General features: G+C 72.7%; 21 protein-coding genes and 1 riboswitch. Of the genes, 3 read left to right on the forward strand and 18 right to left on the reverse strand.

What is annotated here, in order from left to right:
- Positions 1-77: 77 nt before the first annotated feature.
- From ACCP09_RS05580 to ACCP09_RS05610, 7 genes are all read right to left on the reverse strand, one after another.
- Positions 78-1,613: a uroporphyrinogen-III synthase gene (locus ACCP09_RS05580; protein ID WP_017986409.1), complete on the reverse strand. Its 1,536-nt coding sequence runs from the start codon at positions 1,611-1,613 to the stop codon at positions 78-80.
- A gap of 55 nt (positions 1,614-1,668) precedes the next feature.
- The gene (gene hemC, locus ACCP09_RS05585) at positions 1,669-2,625 is read right to left on the reverse strand and encodes a hydroxymethylbilane synthase (protein WP_017986408.1); all 957 of its coding nucleotides are present in this window, start codon (positions 2,623-2,625) and stop codon (positions 1,669-1,671) included.
- A complete protein-coding gene (locus ACCP09_RS05590) occupies positions 2,622-3,947 on the reverse strand; it encodes a glutamyl-tRNA reductase (RefSeq protein ID WP_020417383.1) in 1,326 nt (441 codons plus the stop codon). Before ACCP09_RS05590 ends, hemC begins: the two co-directional genes overlap by 4 nt.
- Positions 3,948-4,730 (reverse strand): redox-sensing transcriptional repressor Rex, encoded by a 783-nt coding sequence (locus ACCP09_RS05595; RefSeq protein WP_020417382.1) that lies wholly within the window; start codon positions 4,728-4,730, stop codon positions 3,948-3,950.
- 165 nt (positions 4,731-4,895) lie between these two features.
- Entirely contained in the window at positions 4,896-6,410 is a 1,515-nt protein-coding gene (locus tag ACCP09_RS05600) for a molybdopterin-dependent oxidoreductase (RefSeq protein ID WP_433743596.1), read from the reverse strand.
- A gap of 47 nt (positions 6,411-6,457) precedes the next feature.
- Positions 6,458-6,694, reverse strand: coding sequence for a glutaredoxin family protein (locus ACCP09_RS05605; protein WP_433743599.1), 237 nt, complete (start codon positions 6,692-6,694; stop codon positions 6,458-6,460).
- 7 nt (positions 6,695-6,701) lie between these two features.
- On the reverse strand, positions 6,702-8,195 hold the full coding sequence (locus ACCP09_RS05610; protein WP_123684107.1) for an AMP-binding protein: 1,494 nt from the start codon (positions 8,193-8,195) through the stop codon (positions 6,702-6,704).
- A 212-nt stretch (positions 8,196-8,407) separates the two neighbouring features.
- Between ACCP09_RS05610 and ACCP09_RS05615 the strand changes: the two genes are divergently transcribed.
- Both ACCP09_RS05615 and ACCP09_RS05620 read left to right on the forward strand, forming a co-directional pair.
- Positions 8,408-8,998 (forward strand): sigma-70 family RNA polymerase sigma factor, encoded by a 591-nt coding sequence (locus ACCP09_RS05615; protein ID WP_228685318.1) that lies wholly within the window; start codon positions 8,408-8,410, stop codon positions 8,996-8,998.
- Positions 8,999-9,037: 39 nt separating this feature from the next.
- Positions 9,038-10,036, forward strand: a complete 999-nt coding sequence (locus ACCP09_RS05620) for a DUF5667 domain-containing protein (protein WP_433743603.1) — start codon at positions 9,038-9,040, stop codon at positions 10,034-10,036.
- Here ACCP09_RS05620 and ACCP09_RS05625 read toward each other — a convergent pair.
- The gene (locus ACCP09_RS05625) at positions 10,033-10,347 is read right to left on the reverse strand and encodes a DMT family transporter (protein ID WP_400980631.1); all 315 of its coding nucleotides are present in this window, start codon (positions 10,345-10,347) and stop codon (positions 10,033-10,035) included. The two genes, ACCP09_RS05620 and ACCP09_RS05625, sit on opposite strands and share 4 nt — an antisense overlap.
- 33 nt (positions 10,348-10,380) lie before the next feature.
- Positions 10,381-10,440: riboswitch (guanidine-III (ykkC-III) riboswitch) on the reverse strand.
- Positions 10,441-10,445: 5 nt separating this feature from the next.
- On the reverse strand, positions 10,446-12,446 hold the full coding sequence (locus ACCP09_RS05630; RefSeq protein ID WP_433743606.1) for an ABC1 kinase family protein: 2,001 nt from the start codon (positions 12,444-12,446) through the stop codon (positions 10,446-10,448).
- A gap of 136 nt (positions 12,447-12,582) precedes the next feature.
- Between ACCP09_RS05630 and ACCP09_RS05635 the strand changes: the two genes are divergently transcribed.
- A complete protein-coding gene (locus tag ACCP09_RS05635) occupies positions 12,583-13,419 on the forward strand; it encodes an HAD family hydrolase (RefSeq protein ID WP_223843283.1) in 837 nt (278 codons plus the stop codon).
- Between the two features lie 54 nt (positions 13,420-13,473).
- On the opposite strand, the gene ACCP09_RS05640 is transcribed toward ACCP09_RS05635, so the two are convergent.
- The 9 genes from ACCP09_RS05640 to ACCP09_RS05680 form a co-directional block, all read right to left on the reverse strand.
- A complete protein-coding gene (locus ACCP09_RS05640) occupies positions 13,474-13,605 on the reverse strand; it encodes a hypothetical protein (protein ID WP_267283903.1) in 132 nt (43 codons plus the stop codon).
- Positions 13,606-13,629: 24 nt separating this feature from the next.
- On the reverse strand, positions 13,630-14,622 hold the full coding sequence (locus ACCP09_RS05645) for a lysophospholipid acyltransferase family protein (protein WP_027932784.1): 993 nt from the start codon (positions 14,620-14,622) through the stop codon (positions 13,630-13,632).
- A gap of 28 nt (positions 14,623-14,650) precedes the next feature.
- Positions 14,651-15,676, reverse strand: coding sequence for an NAD-dependent epimerase/dehydratase family protein (locus ACCP09_RS05650; protein WP_123684110.1), 1,026 nt, complete (start codon positions 15,674-15,676; stop codon positions 14,651-14,653).
- Between the two features lie 191 nt (positions 15,677-15,867).
- Positions 15,868-15,969, reverse strand: a complete 102-nt coding sequence (locus ACCP09_RS05655; RefSeq protein WP_017986394.1) for a 30S ribosomal protein bS22 — start codon at positions 15,967-15,969, stop codon at positions 15,868-15,870.
- 323 nt (positions 15,970-16,292) lie between these two features.
- Positions 16,293-16,505, reverse strand: coding sequence for a helix-turn-helix domain-containing protein (locus ACCP09_RS05660; RefSeq protein WP_017986393.1), 213 nt, complete (start codon positions 16,503-16,505; stop codon positions 16,293-16,295).
- A 189-nt stretch (positions 16,506-16,694) separates the two neighbouring features.
- On the reverse strand, positions 16,695-17,501 hold the full coding sequence (gene proC, locus ACCP09_RS05665) for a pyrroline-5-carboxylate reductase (protein WP_027932786.1): 807 nt from the start codon (positions 17,499-17,501) through the stop codon (positions 16,695-16,697).
- Between the two features lie 645 nt (positions 17,502-18,146).
- Positions 18,147-18,971 carry a thioesterase family protein gene (locus tag ACCP09_RS05670; protein WP_027932787.1) on the reverse strand — a complete coding sequence of 275 codons (825 nt, stop codon included), beginning with the start codon at positions 18,969-18,971 and terminating at the stop codon, positions 18,147-18,149.
- Positions 18,968-19,894 carry a proline dehydrogenase family protein gene (locus ACCP09_RS05675; protein WP_123684111.1) on the reverse strand — a complete coding sequence of 309 codons (927 nt, stop codon included), beginning with the start codon at positions 19,892-19,894 and terminating at the stop codon, positions 18,968-18,970. Before ACCP09_RS05675 ends, ACCP09_RS05670 begins: the two co-directional genes overlap by 4 nt.
- Before the next feature lie 83 nt (positions 19,895-19,977).
- Entirely contained in the window at positions 19,978-20,751 is a 774-nt protein-coding gene (locus ACCP09_RS05680; protein WP_027932789.1) for a sugar phosphate isomerase/epimerase family protein, read from the reverse strand.
- Positions 20,752-20,767: the final 16 nt, after the last annotated feature.

Here is a 20,767-nt window from a genome sequence, read left to right on the forward strand (position 1 = left end):
GCGCGGCCGGCGGGTCCCCGGGAAATGGCTCGGGGCCGCCCGTGGCAATCCACGAACGGCCCCGGAACACCGGACGATCAGGAAGAACGCCGGGTGCGCTTCGCCTTCCGCGGCGGCGGCAGGGCGCCCTCCGCGCGCAGCTTGGCGGCGTGCGCGGCGAGCGCGTCGACCAGGTGCGGCACGTCGGCCACCTCCGGCTGCACGTCCACCCGCAGGCCGAACTCCACCGCGGTCTCCGCGGTCTTCGGCCCGATGCACGCGACCAGCGTGCGCGTGTGCGGCTTGCCCGCGATGCCGACCAGGTTCCGCACGGTCGACGACGAGGTGAAGCACACCGCGTCGAACCCGCCGGTCTTGATCATCTCGCGGGTCTCGGCCGGCGGCGGCGCGGCGCGGACGGTCCGGTAGGCCGTCACGTCGTCGACCTCCCAGCCGCGGTCCACCAGGCCGGCGGACAGCGTCTCGGTGGCGATGTCGGCCCGCGGCAGCAGCACGCGGTTCACCGGGTCCAGCACGTCGTCGTACGGCGGGAACTCGGCCAGCAGACCCTCGCTGGACTGCTCGCCCTGCGGGATCATCTCCGGGTTGATGCCGAACGCGCGCACGCGGGCCGCGGTGGCCTCGCCCACGCAGGCGATCTTCACGCCGGAGAAGGCGCGGGCGTCGAGGCCGAACTCCTCGAACTTCTCCCACACAGCCTTCACCGCGTTGGCCGAGGTGAACACGATCCACTGGTAGCGGCCGTCGACCAGGCCCTTGACCGCGCGCTCCATCTGGGCGGGGCTGCGCGGCGGCTCGACCGAGATGGTCGGGACCTCGTGCGAGGTGGCGCCGTGGATGCGCAGCCGCTCGGCCATCTCGCCGGCCTGCTCCTTGGTGCGCGGCACCAGGACCTTCCAGCCGTAGAGGGCGCGCGACTCCCACCAGGACAGCTTCGACCGCTGCCCGGCCTGCTCGCCGACGGTCACCACGAGCGGGCCGACCAGCTCACCGGCGTCCTGCGACAGGCTCGCCAGCGTGGTGTCGACCGTGCGCTGGGTGTTGATCGTGCCGTTGGCGGTGACGGCGACCGGGGTGGTGCCTGCCAGGCCGTGCTCGGTCAGCGCGCCCGCGGCCTCGGCCAGCTGGCCGGACGTCGCGTGCAGCACGATCGGGCCGGGAGCGGCGGCCACCTTCGCCCAGTCGACGTCGCCGCGGACGTCGACGTCGGTGTAGCTGCCGCCGAGCGCGATGCCGGCGTAGGCGGGCACGGCCGAGCCGGGCGTGATGCCGGGGACGACCTCGAAGACCGCGCTGGTCTTCGCGACGGCCTGCACCTCGGCGACGGCGGCGGCGCTGGTCAGCGGGTCACCGCTGGACAGGCGCAGCACGAGCCGTCCGCCCTTGGCCTCGTTGGCGAGGTCCTTCGCGACCTCGGCGGGCTCGCCGACGGCGGGCCTGACCTCGGCGTCCGCGCTGGCGCCCGCGAGCACGCCTGCGGGCACGTCCGGGTCGGTCACCACGACCTCGGCCTTCGCCAGGAGCTCCTGGGCACGTACGGTCAGCAGTCCGGCGTCGCCGGGGCCGGAGCCCACGAAGGCGACGCGCCCAGCGGTTGTCCGCGCGGGGGTCATCGTGTCTTTCTCCTATGAGTCGGCGCGAGCGCACCGAACCGTTCGAGGAACTGTTTCACCGTGATTCGCGGCCCGGGCCGGACAGCGCGCCGGCTCCGAGGTCGAGCAGCTCCGCGGCCAGGTCGCGGCCGAGTTGCTCCGCTTCGCTCTTGCCGGCGACCGCCGAGGCGCGCAGCAGCTGCACACCCTCGTCGTCGAGGCCGGCGGCGGCGACCCCGCGCAGCGACACGTTCTCGATGACCGAGCCGTCCGCGTCGAGATCCTCCACCACCTCGGCGAGTGCGCCGACGGGCGCGCTGCAGCCGGCTTCGAGCGCGGCCAGCATGGCCCGCTCCGCCGTCACCGCGGCCCGTGTCGCTTCGTCGTCCACAATGGACCGAAGAAGGTGTTCGATGTCCACGTCGTCGACGCGGCACTCCACCGCCAGCGCGCCCTGTGCGGGCGCGGGCAGCATCTGGATCGGGTCCAGGGTCTCGGTGATCACGTCGGCCCGGCCGAGGCGGGCCAGGCCGGCGCGCGCGAGCACGACGGCGTCCAGCTCGCCGTCGAAGACCTTGTTCAGCCGGGTGTCGATGTTGCCCCGGATGGGCACGACCTCGAAGCCGAGGCCGAGCGCGCGCAGCTGCGCCGTGCGGCGCGGCGAACCGGTGCCGATGCGGGCGCCGGGGGGCAGCTCGCCCAGCGTCAGCCCGTCGCGGGCGATCAGCGCGTCACGCGGGTCCTCCCGCGGCGGCACGGCGGCCAGCACGATGCCGCGCTCGGGCGCCGTCGGCAGGTCCTTGTACGAGTGCACCGCGACGTCGACCTGCTTGTTCAGCAGGGCCTCGCGCAGCGCGGAGGTGAACACGCCGACACCGATCTCCGCGATCGGCGCGCTGGAGCGGTCACCGGGTGTCGAGACCTTGACGATCTCGACCTCCTGGCCCGCCTTGCGCAGCGCGTCGGCAACCGTGCCGGTCTGGGTCAGGGCGAGGGCGCTGCCCCGCGTCCCGATCCGAATGGTCCTCGTCACTTGCTTTCACCGTCTGTCCTGGGCAGGCGCTCGGTGGTCGGGCTCGACACGACGGCAGGCGATGCCGGGTCGAGCTCGAACAGCTCCCGCAGCGCGTTGGCGTAGTCCGTGCCCTGGGTTTCCGCGGCGAGCTGCTTCACACGCACCGTCGGCGCGTGCAGCAGCTTGTCCACCACCCGGCGCACGGTCCGGTTGAACTCGTCGCGGACCTCGGCGTCGAGGCCGGGCAGCCGGTTGTCCAGCCGCAGCATCTCGGCGTCGACGACCTCGGCGGCCCGCTTGCGCAGCGCGGTGACGGTCGGGGTGACCGCGGCGCTGCGCTGGGCGGCGAGGTACTCGCGCACCTCGTCCAGCACGATGCCGTTGGCCTTGGCGATCTGCTTGGCGCTGCCCGCCGAGCCCAGCGAGTCCATCCGCTTGCGGACGGTCTCCAGGTCGACGAGGCGGACGCCGGGCAGGCTGTCCACGTCGGGGTGGACGTCCCGCGGCAGGCCGAGGTCGCACACCACCACCGGACGCTCGCCGCGGCCGGCGAGGTGCGCGGGCGTGATGACGACGTCCTGCGCGCCGGTGCAGGCGACCACGACGTCGGCGTCGGCGAGGCGGGCGGTCAGCTCGTCCATGCCGGCCGCGACGGCGGGCACGCCCTGCTCGGTCACGTTGGCGGCCAGCCGCTCGGCGTTGGCCAGGGTGCGGTTGACGACCGTGATGCGGCCGATGCCGCTCTTGCGCAGCTGGCTCGCCGACAGCGCGCCCATCGAACCGGCGCCGACGATGACCGCGTGCTTGCCGGCCAGGTCGGGCGCCTCGCCGAGGGCCTCGGACACCACGGACGCGCCGAGGTGGTCCAGCCCGGTCTCGGTGTGCACGCGCTTGCCGACGCGGAGCGTGGTCTGGATCAGCTCGTGCAGGGTGCGGCCGACGGTGCCCGCCTCGCGCGCGGCGGCGTAGTAGTTGCGCACCTGACCGAGGATCTGGGTCTCGCCGACGACCATCGAGTCCAGGCCGGAGGCCACGGAGAAGATGTGCTCGACGGCGGCGCCCGCGTAGTGCACGTAGAAGTTGTCGTAGAGGTCGGCGGCGTCGCAGCCGGCCTGCCGCGCGAGCACCTCGGAGATGTCGGCCAGACCGCCGTGGAACGCCTCGACGACCGAGTAGACCTCGATGCGGTTGCACGTCGAGACGAGCATGACCTCGTTCACGTGCGGCGACTGCTGGAGCTCGTGCAGCACCTTCTCCAGCTCCGTCGCAGGCACCGCGACCTTCTCCAGCGTCCGGAGATCGGCAGTGCGGTACGACAGCCCGACGGCCAGGACACTCACTTAGCGCACCACCATTCCGTTACCACCCACGTTCTCCGCTCGCCGGGCGACGTGGAACGACAGGATCTGCAGCTCCACGGCCAGGTCGACCTTGCGCACCTCGACGTGGTCGGGCACCTGGAGGACCACCGGCGCGAAGTTCAGGATGCACTGCACCCCGCCCTGCACCAGCCGGTCGGCGACCGTCTGGGCCGCGGGCGGCGGCGTCGCGATGACGCCGATCGAGATCCCCCGCTCCGAGCACACCTCGGGGATGTCGTTGAGGTGCGACACCGGGATCCCGCCGACCGGAACGCCGATCAGGTCGGGGTCGATGTCGAACAGCGCCTCGACCGGGAACCCTCGGCCGGGGAAGCCTCCGTAATTGGCCAACGCATGACCGAGGTTACCGATTCCGACGACGGCGACCTTGTGCTGTCGCGTGAGTCCCAATATGCGCTCGAGCTGGGCCACCAGCACGGCGACCTCGTAGCCGACGCCGCGGGTGCCGTACGAGCCGAGGTAGGACAGGTCCTTGCGCAGCTTGGCGGAGTTCACGCCGGCGGCGGTGGCGAGCTCCTCGCTGGCCACGGTGGTCGCGCCCTGCTCGGACATGGCGGACAGGACGCGCAGGTACACGGCGAGACGGGCGACGGCGGCCTCCGGGATCGCGCGGACCCTGGCCTCCTCGGCGCCGTTCTCGGTGACCGCGGGCATCTCCGCGGTGGGGGCGTTGTCGGCGTCCGGGGTGGACAGCTTCCGGGCGACGGCCGAACCGTTTCGCCGGCCACGCTGTGACACCACGCCGGCCTCCTCGTTCCACGCCCTCGATGAGCTTCGAAATCCCTCTTGACCCGGGCCGCGAAGTCGGGTTTGATGCACGGCCGCCGTGAGGGGTACCGGCAATACGGTAGCCACTTGTGAACGCAGGCACAAAGTGGCTGGTCAACGGCATGACCGAAAGCACATCTAGCGCGCGGTGAAGGTGATCGTGTGCCAGCCGGTGGCGCCGTCCGGGACGACGTCGGCGAGCTGATCGGTCTGCGTGTAACCGCTGCGGTCGGTGGCCCGCACCCGCACGGCGTGGCTGCCGCGCGCGACCGGCACGTCCACCCACCACATGCGCCAGGCGTCCACCGTCACCTCGGTGGACAGCTCCGCCGTCGCCCACGGGCCGTCGTCCACGCTCACCTCGACCCGGTCGATCCCGGTGTGCTGCGCCCACGCGATCCCGGCGATGCGCACCTGCCCGGCGGCGACCGGACCGCGCGGCGCGTCGACGCGCGACTCGGTCTTCACCGGCGCCTGCCGCGCCCAGCCGCGCTGCAGCCAGTACGGCTTGCGCGCGGCCCAGGTGGTGACCTCCAGGTCGGTCACCCACTTGGTCGCCGAGACGTAGCCGTACAGCCCGGGCACGACGAGCCGCGCCGGGAAGCCGTGCTCGACGGGCAGCGGCTCGCCGTTCATGCCGATCGCGAGCATCGCGCCGACGGACGGGTCGGCCATCGCGGACACCGGCGTGCCCGCGGTCCAGCCGTCCGCGCTGGTGGAGAACACCTGCTCGGCGCCGGGCCGGACACCCGCCTCGGCGAGCAGCTCGGCGAGGTCGACGCCGATGAACCGCGCCGTCGAGATGTAGGGCCCGCCGACCGGGTTGGACACGCAGCACAGGGTCACGATCCGCTCGACCAGCGGCCGGTTCCGGATGTCGGACCAGGAGTAGGCGACCTCTCGGTCGACCATGCCGTGGATCCGCAGCGACCAGTCCTCGGTGCGGACCTGCGGCACCACGAGCGCCGTGTCGATGCGGTAGAAGTCCGCGTTGGGCGTGAGGAACGACGGCGTGCCGAACTTCGCGAAGTCCGCGCCGGCGGGCACCGGTGGCGCGGTCCGCGCGGCGACCAGCGGGCCGACGGCCGCCCGGGAGCCCTCGGCGTCCCTGCTCGTGCCGACCAGCTGTCCGGCGACCCCGGCCACGCCTGCGCCGGCCACGGCGATGAGGAAGTTCCGCCGCGCGGCCGACGAGTACTGCCCGTCGAGCGCGGTCCGGTGCAGCCACGCGAACACCGCGAGCCCGGCGACCAGGCTGGCCACCGGCGCGAGCAACGCGATCTGCCCGAGGTCGGGGCGGGTGAACACGGCGGCCCCGCCGAGCACGCCGACCGCGGACACGAACACCAGCCCGGGCGCGGCCCGGCGGCGGGAGGCCAGCCCGGCGGCCACCGCGAGCGCGAGCGCGACCACGGCCATGCCGGTCAGCAGCACGGCCTTGTCCGCGGTGCCGAACGCCCGCACCGCGAAGTCCTTGAGCCAGGCCGGGGTCAGGTCGATCGCCGCGTTGCCGACCGCCACGAACGGCGAAGCGCCCGCCCCGACGAACCCGGCGACCAGGTGCCCGGCCCCGAGCGCGGCGACCAGGGCGATCACGCCGATCAGCCCGGCAACGGGCGCGGACAGCCGCGGCGACTCGAGGTTCGTGCTCACGCCACCAGTCTGGCCCCGGCGGAGCGCCCAGCGGGGTTACCGATCGCTTACGCCAGCGCGGCCCGGAGCCGGTCCTCCTCGACCTTCCAGTAGCCGTGCTCGGCGCCGTCGACCAGGATCACCGGCACCCGGTCGCCGTACTCGGCCTGCCACTCCCGGTCGCTGTCGACGTCCGCGGCGCGCCACGGCACGCCCAGCTCGGCGCAGATCCGCTCGACGTCCCGCTCCGCCTGGACGCACGACGAGCAGCCCTGGCGGGTCATCACGGTCACTTCGTGGGCCATGGGGAAATCATCCCCGCAACTGCACCCGGCGCAGCTTCCCGGTCGGCGAATGCGGCAGCCGCTCGGCGAACTCGACCGTGTGCGGCACCTTGTACCCGGCCAGCCGCTCCGCGCAGGCCTCGACGACCTGCTGCTCGGACAGCGACGCACCGGGCGCGGGAACCACGACCGCCTTGACCGCCTCGCCGCTGCGCTCGTCGAGCACGCCGACCACGGCCACCTCGGCCACCTCCGGCAGCCCGGCGATGACCTCCTCGACCTCGTGCGGGTACACGTTGAAGCCGTTCACGATGATCAGGTCGTTGGCGCGGTCCACCAGGTGGAGGTCGCCGTCGCTGTCCAGGAACCCGACGTCGCCGGTGCGGAACCAGCCGTCGGCGTCCGGCCCGTGCGCGCCGTCCGGCCAGTAGCCGGAGAACAGGTTCGCGCCGCGGATCGCGACCAGGCCGGTGCCGTCGCCGTCCTCCTCGAACACGTCCTCCGGGTCGTCCGGGTCGAGCGGCACCGGCTCGCCCGAGCCGTCCGGCCCGACCAGCCGGATCTCCACGCCGGGCAGCGGGCGGCCCGTCGAGCCGGGCTTCGGGTAGCCGGTGACCAGCGTCGACGTCACCACCGGCGCGGTCTCGGTCAGCCCGTAGCCCTCGAACACGCCCAGCCCGGTCTTCTCCCGGATCGCGGCGAGGACCTTCGGGTGCAGCGGCGCCGCGCCCGAGGTGAGCAGGCGGACCGTGCCGAGGCCGGCAGCCAGCTCGTCCGGCTCCAGCGTGGCCAGTTCGGCGTACATCGCCGGGACCCCGCCGATCACGGTGACGCGGTGCTCCGCGCACGCCTGCAGCGCCCGGCGCGCGTCGAACCGCTCGGCCAACACGACCGTCGCGCCCACCGCCGTGCTGAGCAGCAGGCCGGGGCCGAGCCCGTAGACGTGGAACAGCGGGATCGCGATCAGCACCCGGTCCGGGTGCCCGACCGGCGGCGGGTCGATCCGGCCCAGCTGTTCGAGGTTGGCGAGCAGCGCGCGGTGCGACAGCATCACCCCGCGCGGCGGCCCGGTGGTGCCCGAGGTGTAGGACAACACGGCGATGTCCTCACCGCCGCCGCGGACGGGGAAATTCGCACCGGGACCGATTTCCGGCCGCAGCACCGGCACGTCGTCCGTCCCGTCGTCGGGGTTCCGGCTGATCACCAGGCGCGCGCCGCTGTGCGCGAGCACGGTGTCCAGTTCCGGGCGCGGGGACAGCGGCGAGACGGGCACCGCGATCGCACCGCAGCGGGTGACGCCGAACAGGGTGACGGCGAAGTCCGCCGAGGTGGGCAGCCGCAGCGCGACCCGGTCACCGGCACCAACGCCCCGGTCCGCCAGGCGTTGCGCGAGCCCGCCCGCGGCCGCGTCCAGCTGCGACCAGGTCAGGCTGACGCCGGCGGCGGTGTCGATCACCGCGACGGCGTCCGGCCACTGCTCCGCGGCGCCGGTGAGCAGGTCGGCGATGTTGCCGGTTTTCATGGGGTCAGTGTGGCACCAGCTCCCCCGTCATGGGGAAGCTCGCCGATCGTCGCTCTTCCGAGACCCCCGCCACTACCTACTTCCGGGTAACTACCCGTATGCTGCTTCTCGCGTCGTAGTGGTGATGATCACTCGGGTCGGACGAAGGAGTCGCCGTGACGAACTGGCTTGCCGCCCGCCCAGCGGGTCTGCACGTCGGCACGGTCACCCGCGTGCACGAGGTGCCGGACGAGCAGGCGGGGCCGTGGGCCCTGGTCCGCGCTGCCCAGCAGGGTGACAGCGCCGCCTTCGGCGCGCTCTACGACCAGTACGTCGACGTCGTGTACCGCTACGTGTACTTCCGCCTCAGCGACCGCGAGCTCGCCGAGGACATCACGAGCGAGACGTTCCTGCGGGCGCTGCGGCGCATCTCGTCGGTCAGCTACCAGGGCCGCGACGTGGGCGCCTGGTTCGTCACCATCGCCCGCAACATCGTGCTCGACCACCTCAAGTCCAGCCGGTACAAGCTCGAGGTGGTCACCGACGAGGTGGCCGACTCGGGCACCGCGCCGTTCGCCGCGCCCTCGGGCGCCGATCCGGGACCGGAGCAGCAAGCGGTCACCAGCGCGACGCGCGACGCGCTGCTGTCCGCGATCGCCGGGCTGGGCGACGACCAGCGGGAATGCATCGTCCTGCGGTTCATCCAGGGCCTGTCGCTGGCCGAAACGGCGCAGATCATGAAGCGCAACGAGGGCGCCATCAAGGCGTTGCAGCACCGCGCGGTGCGCAAGCTCGCCCAGCTACTCCCGGACGCGTGGCGCTGAACGCGTAACAACCGGACGGTTTGCGTCGTTGCAGCAGGTGTGGACGAGCACCGGTGGACGGCGCGCGAGCTGGAAGTCATCTCCGGGCTCCGCGGGCTCGGTCGCGCCGTCGAACCGGACGACGACACGAAGGCGCGGATCCGCGCCGAGATTTCGCGGAAGCTGGAGGCGGAACCCAGCAGGCGGCGCCGCGCGCTGGCGACCGTCCTCGCCGCCGCGGCCGCGCTGATCGTCTTCGTCGGCGGGGTCGGCCTGCTGCTCTCCCGCGGCTCGCTGCCCGGCGACCCGCTCTACGGCATGAAGCTGGCGAGCGAGGACGCCGAGCTGCAGCTCACCTTCGACGAAGCCGCACGCGGGTCCAAGCACCTGCAGTTCGCGTCGAACCGGCTGGACGAACTCGCCGCGATGCCGTCGGCGGACACCAGCGCTTTTCTGACAACGTTGTCGGCATTCGCCGCGGAGGCGACGGCCGGGACGGCGCAGCTCACGGTGCTCGGCGTGCAGGGCGACACGGCCCGGCTGGACCAGCTGCGGACTTGGGCGAGCGAGCAGGCGGGCAAGCTCGCCGCCCTCGACGTGCCGGACGGCGCCCGCAACGGGTTCACGCAGGCCGGGACGCTGCTCAACCGCATCGACGCGCGGGCGGCGGCACTGACCGGGCGGCTGTCCTGCTACCGCATCACCACCGGCGAGGCGGACGACCTGGGCGCGGTCCCGGCGACCGGCGAGTGCACCGTGCCGCCGGACGCGCTGCTCGGCATCCCCTCGGGCGCGCCGCTGCCGCCGGTGAGCACGGTGTCCCCGCCGCCGGTGGAGATCGCCACCACGCCGACCGCCCCCGGCAGCAGCACGCCCTTCGTGCCCAGCGCGACCGGCCCGCTACCACCGTCGAGCACCGGATCGACGCCGACGGTCCTGCCGCCGCCGATCAGCGCGCCGACCAGCACCCGGCTGCCCACCCCGTCGACCACGACGCCACCACCACTGATCTCGATCCCGCCGCTGATCCCCGGCCTGCCGGGGCTCGGCATCGGCTAGTGCAGGACCTTCAGGCCGACGACGCCCGCGACGATCAGCCCGAGGCACACCAGGCGGGCCGCGGTGGCCGGTTCGCCGAGCGCGACCATGCCGTACACGGCGGTGCCGATCGCGCCGATGCCCACCCACACGGCGTATCCGGTGCCGATCGGGATCGACCGCATCGCGTACGAGAGCCCGGCCATGCTCGCGACCAGCGCGACGACGAACAAGACGCTCGGACCGACCCTGGTGAAGCCGCGCGCCGCGTTCAGCGCCGCGGCCCACACGGTTTCCAGGATTCCGGACAGGATGAGCACGATCCACGCCACGACGAGAAACCTCCGAACGAAAACCGACGTCCTCCCACGTCGTCTTGTCCTGCCGGGTACGACGGCTCGTCCGGGGTGGCGCGCCACCGCCGCCGAGGCTACCCCGGCCCGCCCCGCTGGGCGCGGAACACCACGAACAGCAGCCGCAGCCCCAGCAGCGCGCTGACCACCAGCAGGTTGTAGCCGAACAGCTGGTTCAGCGTCAGCTCCGGCAGCACCCGCGGCCCACCGGTCCCGGCGAGCAGCAGCACCGCCATCAGGCCGGTCGCGGCGCCGGTCAGGGCCAGCAGCACCTCGTGCAGCATGCCGAAGACCACCGCGCGGTCACGTTCGTCGGCGAAGGTGCGGACGTTCACGGTCAGCCTGCCCTGCTCCAGCGCCGACGTCAGCCGGTCCACGCGGCGGGGCAGGCGGCGCAGCACCGGCAGCAAGGCGAGCAGCTCGTCGGTCGCCGCGCCGCGCAGGGACTCCGGCTGCAGCCGCTCCCCGACCACGGACCCGGCGAACTTCCGGGACTCGCCGAGGATGTCGAACCCCGGCGACAGCAGCGCGAGCGTGCCCTCCACCGTCGCCAGCGCGCGGAACACCGCCGCGATGGCGGGCGGGATCGACAACCGGAACTCGGCGATGATCCGGAACAGGTCGGTGAACATGTCCACGTCCGGCGACCGCCCGTGCGACAGGTGCTTGGCCATCAGCGCGCCCAGCGCCCGCTCCAGGCGCTGCTCGTCGATCTCGTCCGGCCGGTCCACGATCTCCAGCAGCCCGTCCCGCAGCCCCTCCGGATCGCCGCGGTCGACGGCGGCGAACAGGTTCGCCAGCCCGCCGCGCAGGGACGAGTCGAGCCGGCCCACCGATCCGAAGTCGAGGAGCCCGAGGTTGCCGTCGGCGAGCAGCAGGACGTTGCCGGGGTGCGGATCGGCGTGGAAGACGCCGTGCAGCAGGACCTGCCGCAGCAGCGAGTCGAGCAGGCCGCGGGCCAGCACCGCGCGCCGCTCGGCCGGGACGTCGCCGATGCCCTCCCGCACCGGCACGCCGTCCAGCCGCCGCATGACCAGCACGCGCTCGCCGGACAGCTTGGCGTGCACGGCGGGCAGCGCGAGACCCGAGCCGTTCTCCGCGGCGGCGACCGCGGTGAGGTTGCGGGCCTCGACCCGGAAGTCCAGCTCCTCGGTCAGCGCGGCGCGGAACCCCTCGGCGAGGTCGAGTACGCCGAGCGACCGGGCCCAGGCCGCGCGCAGCTGCAACGAGCGCGCGACGCGGAAGACGATGTCCAGGTCGCGCTCCACGATGCGGTCGATGCCCGGCCGACGCACCTTGACGACGACGTCCTCGCCGCTGTGCAGCCGGGCCCGGTAGACCTGGGCGATCGACGCGGCGCCGAGCGGTTCGGGGTCGAACTCGGCGAACACCTCGGCGCGCGGGCGGCCCAGCTCGGCCTCCAGCTCGCGCTCGACGTCGGCGAACGGCACCGGCGCGACGCGGTCCTGCAGCAGGCTCAGCTCGTCGACGAACACCTGCGGCAGCACGTCCGGCCGGGTCGACAGGACCTGGCCGAGCTTGACGAACGTCGCGCCGCCGTCCTCCAGCGCCCGCCGCAGCGAGCGGGCCAGGGTGGCGTGCCTGCCGGAGTCGGTGACGCGACGGCCGGTCAGGTACGGCCCGATGCCGTGCTTCACCGCGATCCGCATGATCTGCGAGTACCGGCGGGTCCGGGCGAACCGCGCGCGCAGCGACCGGAGACGGCCGAGCAGCCCGAGCCCGCCGCCGCTGGGCACCGCCATCTCGGCGAGGAACAGGAAGATCAGGGTCGCCAGGAACGCGCACCCCGCGAGCGGGATGAGGAAGCCCAGGTAGACGGGGTCGGAGGCGCGGGTGAGGGGCGCGATCCGGACGGCGAGGCCCCCGGCGACGGCCCACCCGGCGGCCGCGCCGAGCAGCGCCCGCAACGCCCCGATCCGCACACCGAGCACCCGGCGCGAAGCGACCACGAGCGGCCACAGCATCAGGACGTAGACGGGCACGCTGAGCAGCCCGAGTAGTGCGGTCGACAAGGTGATTTCCCCCGGTGCGCGGTCAGTGCCCAGATCGAAGCACATCGGTGTCCGTTCCGGAGGGATCGCCTGATCCGGATCCGTGACGTCCTCGCTACGCTGACCCCAGGGACGAGCGCAGGAGGCGGTGTGCGTGTGGCGCAGCAGGGGTGACGGCCCGGAACGCGAGCGGCTCGCCGAGATGGCCGGCGAGGCGTCGGCCGACGCCGCCGTGGCCATGGAGTCCCAGCTCGACGTGCCGCCGGCCCCGCCGGACCTGACCGCGGCCGCGTTCTTCGACGTCGACAACACGATGATGATGGGCGCGTCGATCTTCCACTTCGCCCGCGGTCTGGCCGCGCGCAAGTACTTCACGACCTCCGACCTGGCCGGGTTCGCGTGGCAGCAGATCAAGTTCCGGGTCGGCGGGCGCGAGTCGCACAGCGGCGTGCAGTCCAGCCGGGAGCAGGCGCTGTCGTTCGTCGCGGGCAAGACGGTCGCCGAGATGAACCAGGTCGGCGAAGAGATCTACGACGAGCTGATGGCCGACAAGATCTGGTCGGGCACGCGCGCGCTGGCCGAAATGCACCTCAACGCGGGCCAGCGGGTGTGGCTGGTGACGGCGACGCCGGTCGAACTCGCGGCGATCATCTCCCGGCGGCTCGGGCTGACCGGCGCCCTGGGCACGGTGGCGGAGCACGTGGACGGCGTCTACACCGGTCGCCTGGTGGGCGACCTGCTGCACGGCCGGGCGAAGGCGCACGCGGTGCGGGCGCTGGCCGCGCGGGAGGGCCTGAACCTGCGGCGCTGCACGGCGTACTCGGACTCGTCGAACGACATCCCGATGCTGTCCGTGTGCGGCACGGCGGTGGCGGTCAACCCGGACGCCGGCCTGCGCGAGGTGGCGCGCGCCCGTGGCTGGGAGATCCGCGACTTCCGGACCGGCCGGAAGGCCGCGAAGATCGGGGTGCCGTCGGTGCTGGGCGCGGGCGCGCTGGCCGGCGCCGTGGCAGCCGGAATGGCCTACCGCCGCCGCTGAGCCCAGCCCCCGCGCCCACCGCTCCGCTGGCTCGCCGAAGCGGGCGCGCCGGACCTACGGCCGTCGCTGCGGTCGCCGGTTTCGCGTCGACTCACCGGCTGGGATGCCGGTGACCAGGTTCGCCAGCTTCAGCACCTCGCCGACGGTACGGCCCACCACGTACCCGATCCGCTTGATCAACCCCATGCCACCAGGATGGCACGGAGCCGGTCAGTCCTTGAACGCGCTCCGCCGGTGCGCCAGCCTCCGGTACAGCGTCGTCTGGATGGACTCGCGCACCTGGTCGGTCAGCGAGAACACCAGCATCGGGTCGTCGAGGTCCTCGTCGGCGAAACCGTCGGTCCGGATGGGCTCCCCGAACTCGATGTGCCACTTCGTCGGCAACGGGATCGCGCCCAGCGGCCCGAGCAGCGGGAAGAACGGCGTCACCGGGAAGTACGGCAGCCCGAGCAGGCGGGCCAGCGGCTTCAGGTCGCCGATCTTCGGGTAGATCTCCTCGGCCCCGACAATCGAGCACGGGATGATCGGCACCCGCGTCCGCAGCGCCGCCGACACGAACCCGCCGCGCCCGAACCGCTGCAGCCGGTACCGCGCCGAGAACGGCTTGCCGATGCCCTTGTAGCCCTCCGGCCACACGCCGACCAGCTCACCGGAGCACAGCAGCCGCTCGGCGTCGGCCGTGCACGCCAGCGTCTGGCCGGTCTTGCGCGCCAGCGCCCCGAGCAGCGGCGTCTGGAACACCAGGTCCGCGCCGAGCATGCGCAGGTGCCGGTGCCCCGGCGTCTCGTCGTGCACGGCGACCGCCGTCATCACCGCGTCCAGCGGCACCGTGCCGGAGTGGTTGCACACGATGAGCGCGCCACCGTCGGCCGGCAGGTTCTCCGCGCCGTGCGTGGTCACCCGGAAGTACTTCTCGTACAGCAGCCGCAACGGCGGCAGCAGCAGGTTGTCGGTCAGCTCCGGGTCGAACCCGAACTCGTCGACGTCGTAATCACCGGTCAGCCGGTGCCGCAGGAACCCGAGGAACCTGCTCAGCGCGTCCGGTTCCGGTGCGGGCGGCTCCTCGGCCGGCGCGCTCCTCGTCGGGAACGCCACGACGGGCGCGTCGGCGGGGGTTTCCCCGGCCCGTGCCTCGACGTCGGCCGGCTTCTCACGTCCGGGTGCGTGCAGGGGGATGACCTGGGCTTGCGCGCTGGTCGTCACTTGTCTTGCCCCGCTTTCCTCTCTTCGTTCATCGGACTGCCGCCAGCACCTTCCCGGCCGCTTCGGCCAGCTGCTCACCGTCCAGCACGGGCCGCAGACCGCGCCCGGTGACGTAGTCGTCGAAGGCCGCCTCCGTGGACCACCGCGGCCGGTAACCGAACACCTCGGCCAGCCGCGTCGTGTCGACGACCCGCCCGTAGTTCAGCAGGCGCACCTGATCCGGCGAGAAGTCCACCCTCGCGCCACGCAGCATCTTGGCCACCGTGCCCACCATGGCCCGCGGCACCGGCAGCTCGACCCGGCCCGCGCGCCGGATCGCTTGAGACAGTGTGAGTACCCCGTCGCCGCCGGCGTTGAACACGCCCGGTTTGTCTTCCAGGGTCGCCTTCTCCAGGATCGCCAGCGCGTCCGACGAATGGAGCAACTGCAGGCGGGCGTCGTAGCCGAGCACGGTCGGCACGACCGGGAGCGCGAAGTAGCGGGCCAGCACGGTGTCGACGTCCGGCCCGATGACGTTGGTGAAGCGCGTGGTGGTGATGGTGAGGTCGGGCCTGCGGCGGGCCAGGCCGCGCACGTAGCCCTCCATCTCGACGGCGTCCTTGGCGTAGCCGCTCGACGAGGTCGGGATCAGCTCGGAGTCCTCGGTGAAGACGGCCGGGGAGCGGGGCCCGGAGCCGTACACCGCGGCGGTGGACTTCACGACGAGCTTGCGCACCCGGGGCGCGCGCTGGCAGGCGGCGAGCAGGCGCATCGTGCCGATGACGTTGACTTCCTTGATCGCCGTGCGGCGCGCCGGGCCTGCCGGGTGCACGGTGGTCGAGCAGTGCACGACCGTGTCGACGCCTGCGGTGTCGATGACCTTGGCGATCAGCGGGTTGCGGATGTCGGCCCGGACGAACTCGGCGTGACCGAGGCGCTGCAGGACCTTGCGGGGCGGTGGCGCGGTGTCGACGCCGATGACCCGCTCCAGGTCCGGGTTGTTGCCAAGCCGTACCAGTAGCCTGCCTCCGAGTTCGCCGCCGACCCCGGTGACCAGCACGACATTGGACGCCATGAAACCCCCTGACAAGGGTGTGGGATGTGGTGTTCGCGGCAGTGGCCGATGCTACCCCGGACCCGGGCCGGAGTCAGGAGGCCTAACACGCTATTAACCCAGGTCAGGGACTTTGGTCACTGATCGCCGGAAAAAGCGCACGGCCCGCCCAGGATCTGGACGGGCCGCGTGAAGAGGCGTTCGCGCAGGATTTACTTGCCCTGCTTGCGGCGCTGCATCCGCGTCCGGCGCAGCAGCTTGCGGTGCTTCTTCTTGGACATGCGCTTGCGGCGCTTCTTGATCACCGAGCCCACAGGTGCTCCTTCACGTTTCGTCTGCTTCACACGCTGCCCAGCGCAACGTCCAAAGAGTTGAAGCGCTACAGGCACGAGCGGCCTTTAAGGTTACCGGGCGGGCCCGCGCACCAGCGCGGGCCCCCGGCCTAGAGCGTGTTCGAAGCGGCGGAGCCGCTTGCTCCACGCTCGCAACTTGCACCGCCGCGGGTTCTGAGGTGGTTCCTCGCGAGGACAGCGCCGACGTGGTGAATTGGACATTCATGAGTCGGCGATCCCACAGCGAGGGGCCGCCTCAGGTTCCGCTACCCGCACCGCCAAGCAAGCCGCTCTCCGAACTGTTGTCAGCCCACATCGAAGTAGGCGCTCTCGAGGTATTCGTGGACTGCCTTCTCGGGCACCCGGAACGACTTGCCGACGCGAACGGCCGGTAGCTCGCCCGAGTGCACGAGCCGGTAGACGGTCATCTTGGAGACCCGCATCAGCGAGGCCACCTCGGCGACCGTCAGGAACTGGACCTGCCCGACGGCGGGCACGTCCTTGTTGTTCGACGGCATACGTCACCGTGCCCTTCGACACGTGCCGTGCCGCTCGGCTTCCCCACCGGGCGGTACCGACACGCACGTGCTTCACCCTTGAGGGTAGCGGGACACCTGGGGCCAATGCGACGCCCGGCCGGTACTTTCCCGCGAAAGAGCCCGCTCGGCGGAGCCCGTTCGGCCTAGTCAGACCCGGTGCGCGCGGTCTTATTCGTGGGCTTTGCCGAGTTCGACGGACCGGTCCCGGGCCGCTTCGATGGCCGCCAGCAGCGCGGCCCGCACGCCGTGCTTCTCCAGTTCGCGGATCGCGTTGATCGTGGTGCCCGCGGGGGACGTGACGGCCTCCCGCAGGATCACCGGGTGCTCGTCGGTCTCGGCGAGCATCTTCGCGGCGCCCACGGCCGACTGGATGATCAGCTTCTCCGCCACCGCGCGGGGCAACCCGAGCAGGATGCCGGCGTCGATCATGGCCTCGACCAGGAAGAAGAAGTACGCGGGCCCGGACCCGGACAGCGCGGTGACGGCGTCCTGCTGCGCCTCGGGCACCTCGACGACCTGGCCGACGGTGGCGAGCATCTCCTTCACCAGCGCGACGTGCTCGGGGGTGGCGTGCTTGCCGGGCGACACGGCGCTCATCGCCTCGCCGACGACCATCGGCGTGTTCGGCATGACCCGCACGACCGGCACGCCGTCCGGCAGCCGCCGCTCGTAGAGGCTGGTGGGCAGGCCCGCGCAGAGCGACACGACCAGCGAGCCCGGGCCCACCAGCGGCGCCAGCTCGGCCAGCACGGGCTCGATGTCCTGCGGCTTGACGGCGACGACGAGCACGTCGGCGCGCTTGGCCGCCTCGGCGACCTCCACCCCGGCGATGCCGTAGCGCCCGGTCAGCTCGGCGGCGCGTTCCGGGTGGCGTTCGGTGAACAGCAGCTCCTCGGCACTGCGACCGCCCTGCAGCAGGCCCGCCAGCAGCGCCTCACCGATCTTCCCCGCCCCGAGAACCGCGATAACCGTCATGGCACCAGCGTGCCAAATCGTGCTCGGACCGCCGGTGCCAGGGTGAGCACGACGCCCGGCTCGGCCGGTGCGCCCACCCGGCAGTGGCGCCGACGCAGCCCGGGGGCACAACACGGCCCGGCCGGCGCGCCCACACGGCAACAGCGCCGGCGCAGCCCGGACGGCGCACAACACCAGCCCCTCCGGCGAGCCCGCTCAGAGGGCCAGCGCCAGGGTGGGCGCGACGCCCCTCCACGAGCGGCGCGACCACCCGGCGCCCGTGCTGGGTAGCGCCGCGGCGGGCTCCAGGACAGGCAGGCCCGGTATCGAGGAGCAGCCGCTCGCCGTCACCTGAGGCGTCGCAACGTCCACCGAGGACCGTCGGGGGCGCACTACGCAAGCCCCGGCGAGCCCGCTCAGGGGCCGGTGCCAGGGTGAGCACGGCGCCCGGCCCGGCCAGGCGCCCAGCGGCAGCGGCGCCGGCGCAGCCCGGGGGCACAACACGGCCCGGCCGGCGCGCCCACCCGGCAACGGCGCCGACGCTCCCCGCGCGCACAACCCCGGCCCCCGGGCGAGCCCGCTCAGGGACCCACGCCAGGATGAGCGCGACCGCCTCCACGAGCGGCGCGACCACCCGGCGCCCGTGCCGGGTAGCGCCGAGTCCGCTCAGGGGGCCGGTGCCAGGGCCAGTTGCCGCGCCTGGCAGACCAGCCGTCCGGCCGAGTCGATGACCGTGGCGTCCGAGTCGAACCACGCCTCCTGCACCGTGCGGCAGTCGACCTGCACGCGGAGCCACCCCGGCGCCGGCCGGGCGCGCACGAGTGCCGTCAGCTGGGCCGTCGGCGCCCACCCCATCCGCCCGAGGTTGAACACGACCGGCGGGTTGATGTCGCCCGCGAGCAGCGCGAAGTACGTGTCCGGCACCGAGTAGCGCGGCTTCACCCACAGCCGCAGCCGCGGGTCGCCGCTGCGGCCGGCCAGGTACCCGGCGGTCGCCGGGTCGATCCGCACGTCGCAGCCCTTCGCAAGGTTGAACACGCCCTCCGACGTCTCCCCGGCCAGGTGGATCGCCCGCGGCGGCGGTTCGACCGGCATCTGCGGCAGGTCCGCCCAGTCCGCCCGGCGCACCGGCAGCCGCCCGGTGGTGACCGTCGCCTCGACGCAGCTGCGTCCCCGCTGCTCCAGCCGCACCGCGACGACCGTCGCCCGGCGGCCGACCTTGCGGATGTCGGTCCGCAGCAGCGCCGGGCCGATCGCGGGCGGCCGGAGGAACTCGGCGCTCACGGCCAGTGGATCGGTCGAGGGCTCGCCCCGTTCGGACAGCACCGCCAGCGCCGCGCGGGCCATCAACGCGATCAGGAATCCCCCGTGCGGGTGGGTGCCGATGGACCATTCGTGTCGCAGGTCGGCCGTCAGTGTGCCGTCGCCCAGCGACCGGACCGCGCACGCGGCCTCGAAGGACGCGTTGTCCGGAACCTCTGCCGCGCTCACGAACGGCTTACCAGCGCGCGCAGGAAGAACATCAGGTTCGCGGGGCGCTCGGCGAGCCGCCGCATCAGGTAGGGGTACCAGTGCTCCCCGAACGGCACGTAGACGCGCACCGTCTCCCCCTCGCCGGCGAGGCGCCGCTGCTCGTCGGGGCGGACCCCGTACAGCATCTGGTACTCGTAGCTGCCCTGCTTGCGGCCGTACCAGCGGGCGCGCTCGGCCAGGATGGCGATCAACCGTGGGTCGTGCGTGGCGAACATGGGGTAACCGTCACCGGCCAGCAGCGAGTTCGCACAGCGGACATAACCGAGGTCGACCTCGTGTGCCCGCGTGAACGCCACCTCGTCCGGCTCGGCGTAGGCCCCCTTGCACAACCGGATCCGCGAGTCCGCCACCGCCAGCGCGCGCACGTCGTCCTCGGTGCGGCGCAGGTACGCCTGCAGCACGCCGCCCACCCACGGCCAGGTGCGGCGCAGCTCGGCGAGCACGCGCAGCGTCGCGTCCGTCGTGGTGTGGTCCTCCATGTCGAGCGTGACGGTGGTGCCGCACTGCTCGGCCGCCGCGCACACCCGGTACGCGTTGTCCAGCGCGAGCCGCTCGTCCAGCCGAAGGCCCAGCGCGGACAGCTTGACGCTCACCTCGACCCGCGCGGCCAGGCCCTCGGCGTAGAGCCGGTCCAGCAGCGCGAGGTAGGTCTGGACCGTCCGCTCCGCCTGCCCGGTCTCGGTCACGTCCTCGCCGAGGTGGTCCAGCGTCACCCACAGGCCGTCGTCCACCAGCCGGGCCACGCGGGTCACGGCGTCCGCGATGGTGTTCCCGGCGACGAACCGCTCGACCACTCCCGAGGTTCCCGGGGTTGTCGCCACGAGGTGGCGGACCACCTCGCTTCCGGCGGCGGCGAGGATCAGCGAGCGCAGCGGGTTCACAGCGGAAACTTTACGTGTTCATCTATCGGAAGCCCATGATCCGCGCCGCCCCCTGACCCAAGAAGTTGATCTTGTAATGTGCCTCACTGGCCCAGGTGGAAGCGCGCGAACAGCAGGGCCTCGGCAAGATCGCGGGCGCGGTCCGCGGCGCTCACCGCGCGCCGCGTGTTGACCTCCAGAACCACCTGACCGGTGAACGACGCCGCGACCAGCTTCTCCAGCAGCTCCGCGCACGGCTGGTTCCCACGGCCCGGGACGAGGTGCTCGTCCTTCGGGACACCCGTCCCGTCCGCGAGGTGCACGTGCGTCAGGCCGCGGCCCATCCGCTCGGCCAGCTCCATCGCGTCCATGCCCGCCGCGGCGCTGTGCGACAGGTCGAGCGTGTAGTGGCGGTACCCGACTTCCGTAGGGTCGATCGAGGGCCGGAACGCGGACACCCTGGCGTCCCGGCGGCCACCCGGCGGCCGGACCTTGAACATGTTCTCGACCGCGATCTCGACCCCGGTCTCGTCCTCCAGCTCGGCCACCAGATCGGCGAACATGTCGCCGTAGCGGCGCTGCCACCGGAACGGCGGGTGCACCACGACGGTGCGCGCGTCCAGCTCGATGGCCGCCTCTACGCTGCGCCGCAGCCGGACCGCCGGGTCCGGCGACCAGACCCGCTGCGTGATCAGCAGCGACGGCGAGTGCACGGACAGCACCGGCACCCCGGTCTGCCGCGACAACCGCCGCAACGCCCCGACGTCCTGGCTGAGCGGGTCGACCCAGACCATCACCTCGACCCCGTCGTAACCCAGCCGCTGGGCCAGCTCGAAACCGGCGCCGGCCCGCAACGGCCAGACCGACGCGGTGGACATCCCGATCGGTACCGGC

The organism is Amycolatopsis sp. 3B14, assembly GCF_050958625.1.
Lineage (GTDB): Bacteria > Actinomycetota > Actinomycetes > Mycobacteriales > Pseudonocardiaceae > Amycolatopsis_E > Amycolatopsis_E thermoflava.

Excerpts from the sequence above, each read along its gene's own strand:
- ACCP09_RS05580 (WP_017986409.1), bottom strand. The coding sequence starts at position 1,613 with ATGACCCCCGCGCGGACAACCGCTGGGCGCGTCGCCTTCGTGGGCTCC.
- ACCP09_RS05605 (WP_433743599.1), bottom strand. The coding sequence starts at position 6,694 with ATGGCCCACGAAGTGACCGTGATGACCCGCCAGGGCTGCTCGTCGTGC.
- ACCP09_RS05610 (WP_123684107.1), bottom strand. The coding sequence starts at position 8,195 with ATGAAAACCGGCAACATCGCCGACCTGCTCACCGGCGCCGCGGAGCAG.
- ACCP09_RS05630 (WP_433743606.1), bottom strand. The coding sequence starts at position 12,446 with ATGTGCTTCGATCTGGGCACTGACCGCGCACCGGGGGAAATCACCTTG.
- ACCP09_RS05635 (WP_223843283.1), top strand. The coding sequence starts at position 12,583 with ATGGCCGGCGAGGCGTCGGCCGACGCCGCCGTGGCCATGGAGTCCCAG.
- ACCP09_RS05640 (WP_267283903.1), bottom strand. The coding sequence starts at position 13,605 with ATGGGGTTGATCAAGCGGATCGGGTACGTGGTGGGCCGTACCGTCGGC.
- ACCP09_RS05650 (WP_123684110.1), bottom strand. The coding sequence starts at position 15,676 with ATGGCGTCCAATGTCGTGCTGGTCACCGGGGTCGGCGGCGAACTCGGA.
- ACCP09_RS05660 (WP_017986393.1), bottom strand. The coding sequence starts at position 16,505 with ATGCCGTCGAACAACAAGGACGTGCCCGCCGTCGGGCAGGTCCAGTTC.
- proC (WP_027932786.1), bottom strand. The coding sequence starts at position 17,501 with ATGACGGTTATCGCGGTTCTCGGGGCGGGGAAGATCGGTGAGGCGCTG.
- ACCP09_RS05680 (WP_027932789.1), bottom strand. The coding sequence starts at position 20,751 with ATGTCCACCGCGTCGGTCTGGCCGTTGCGGGCCGGCGCCGGTTTCGAG.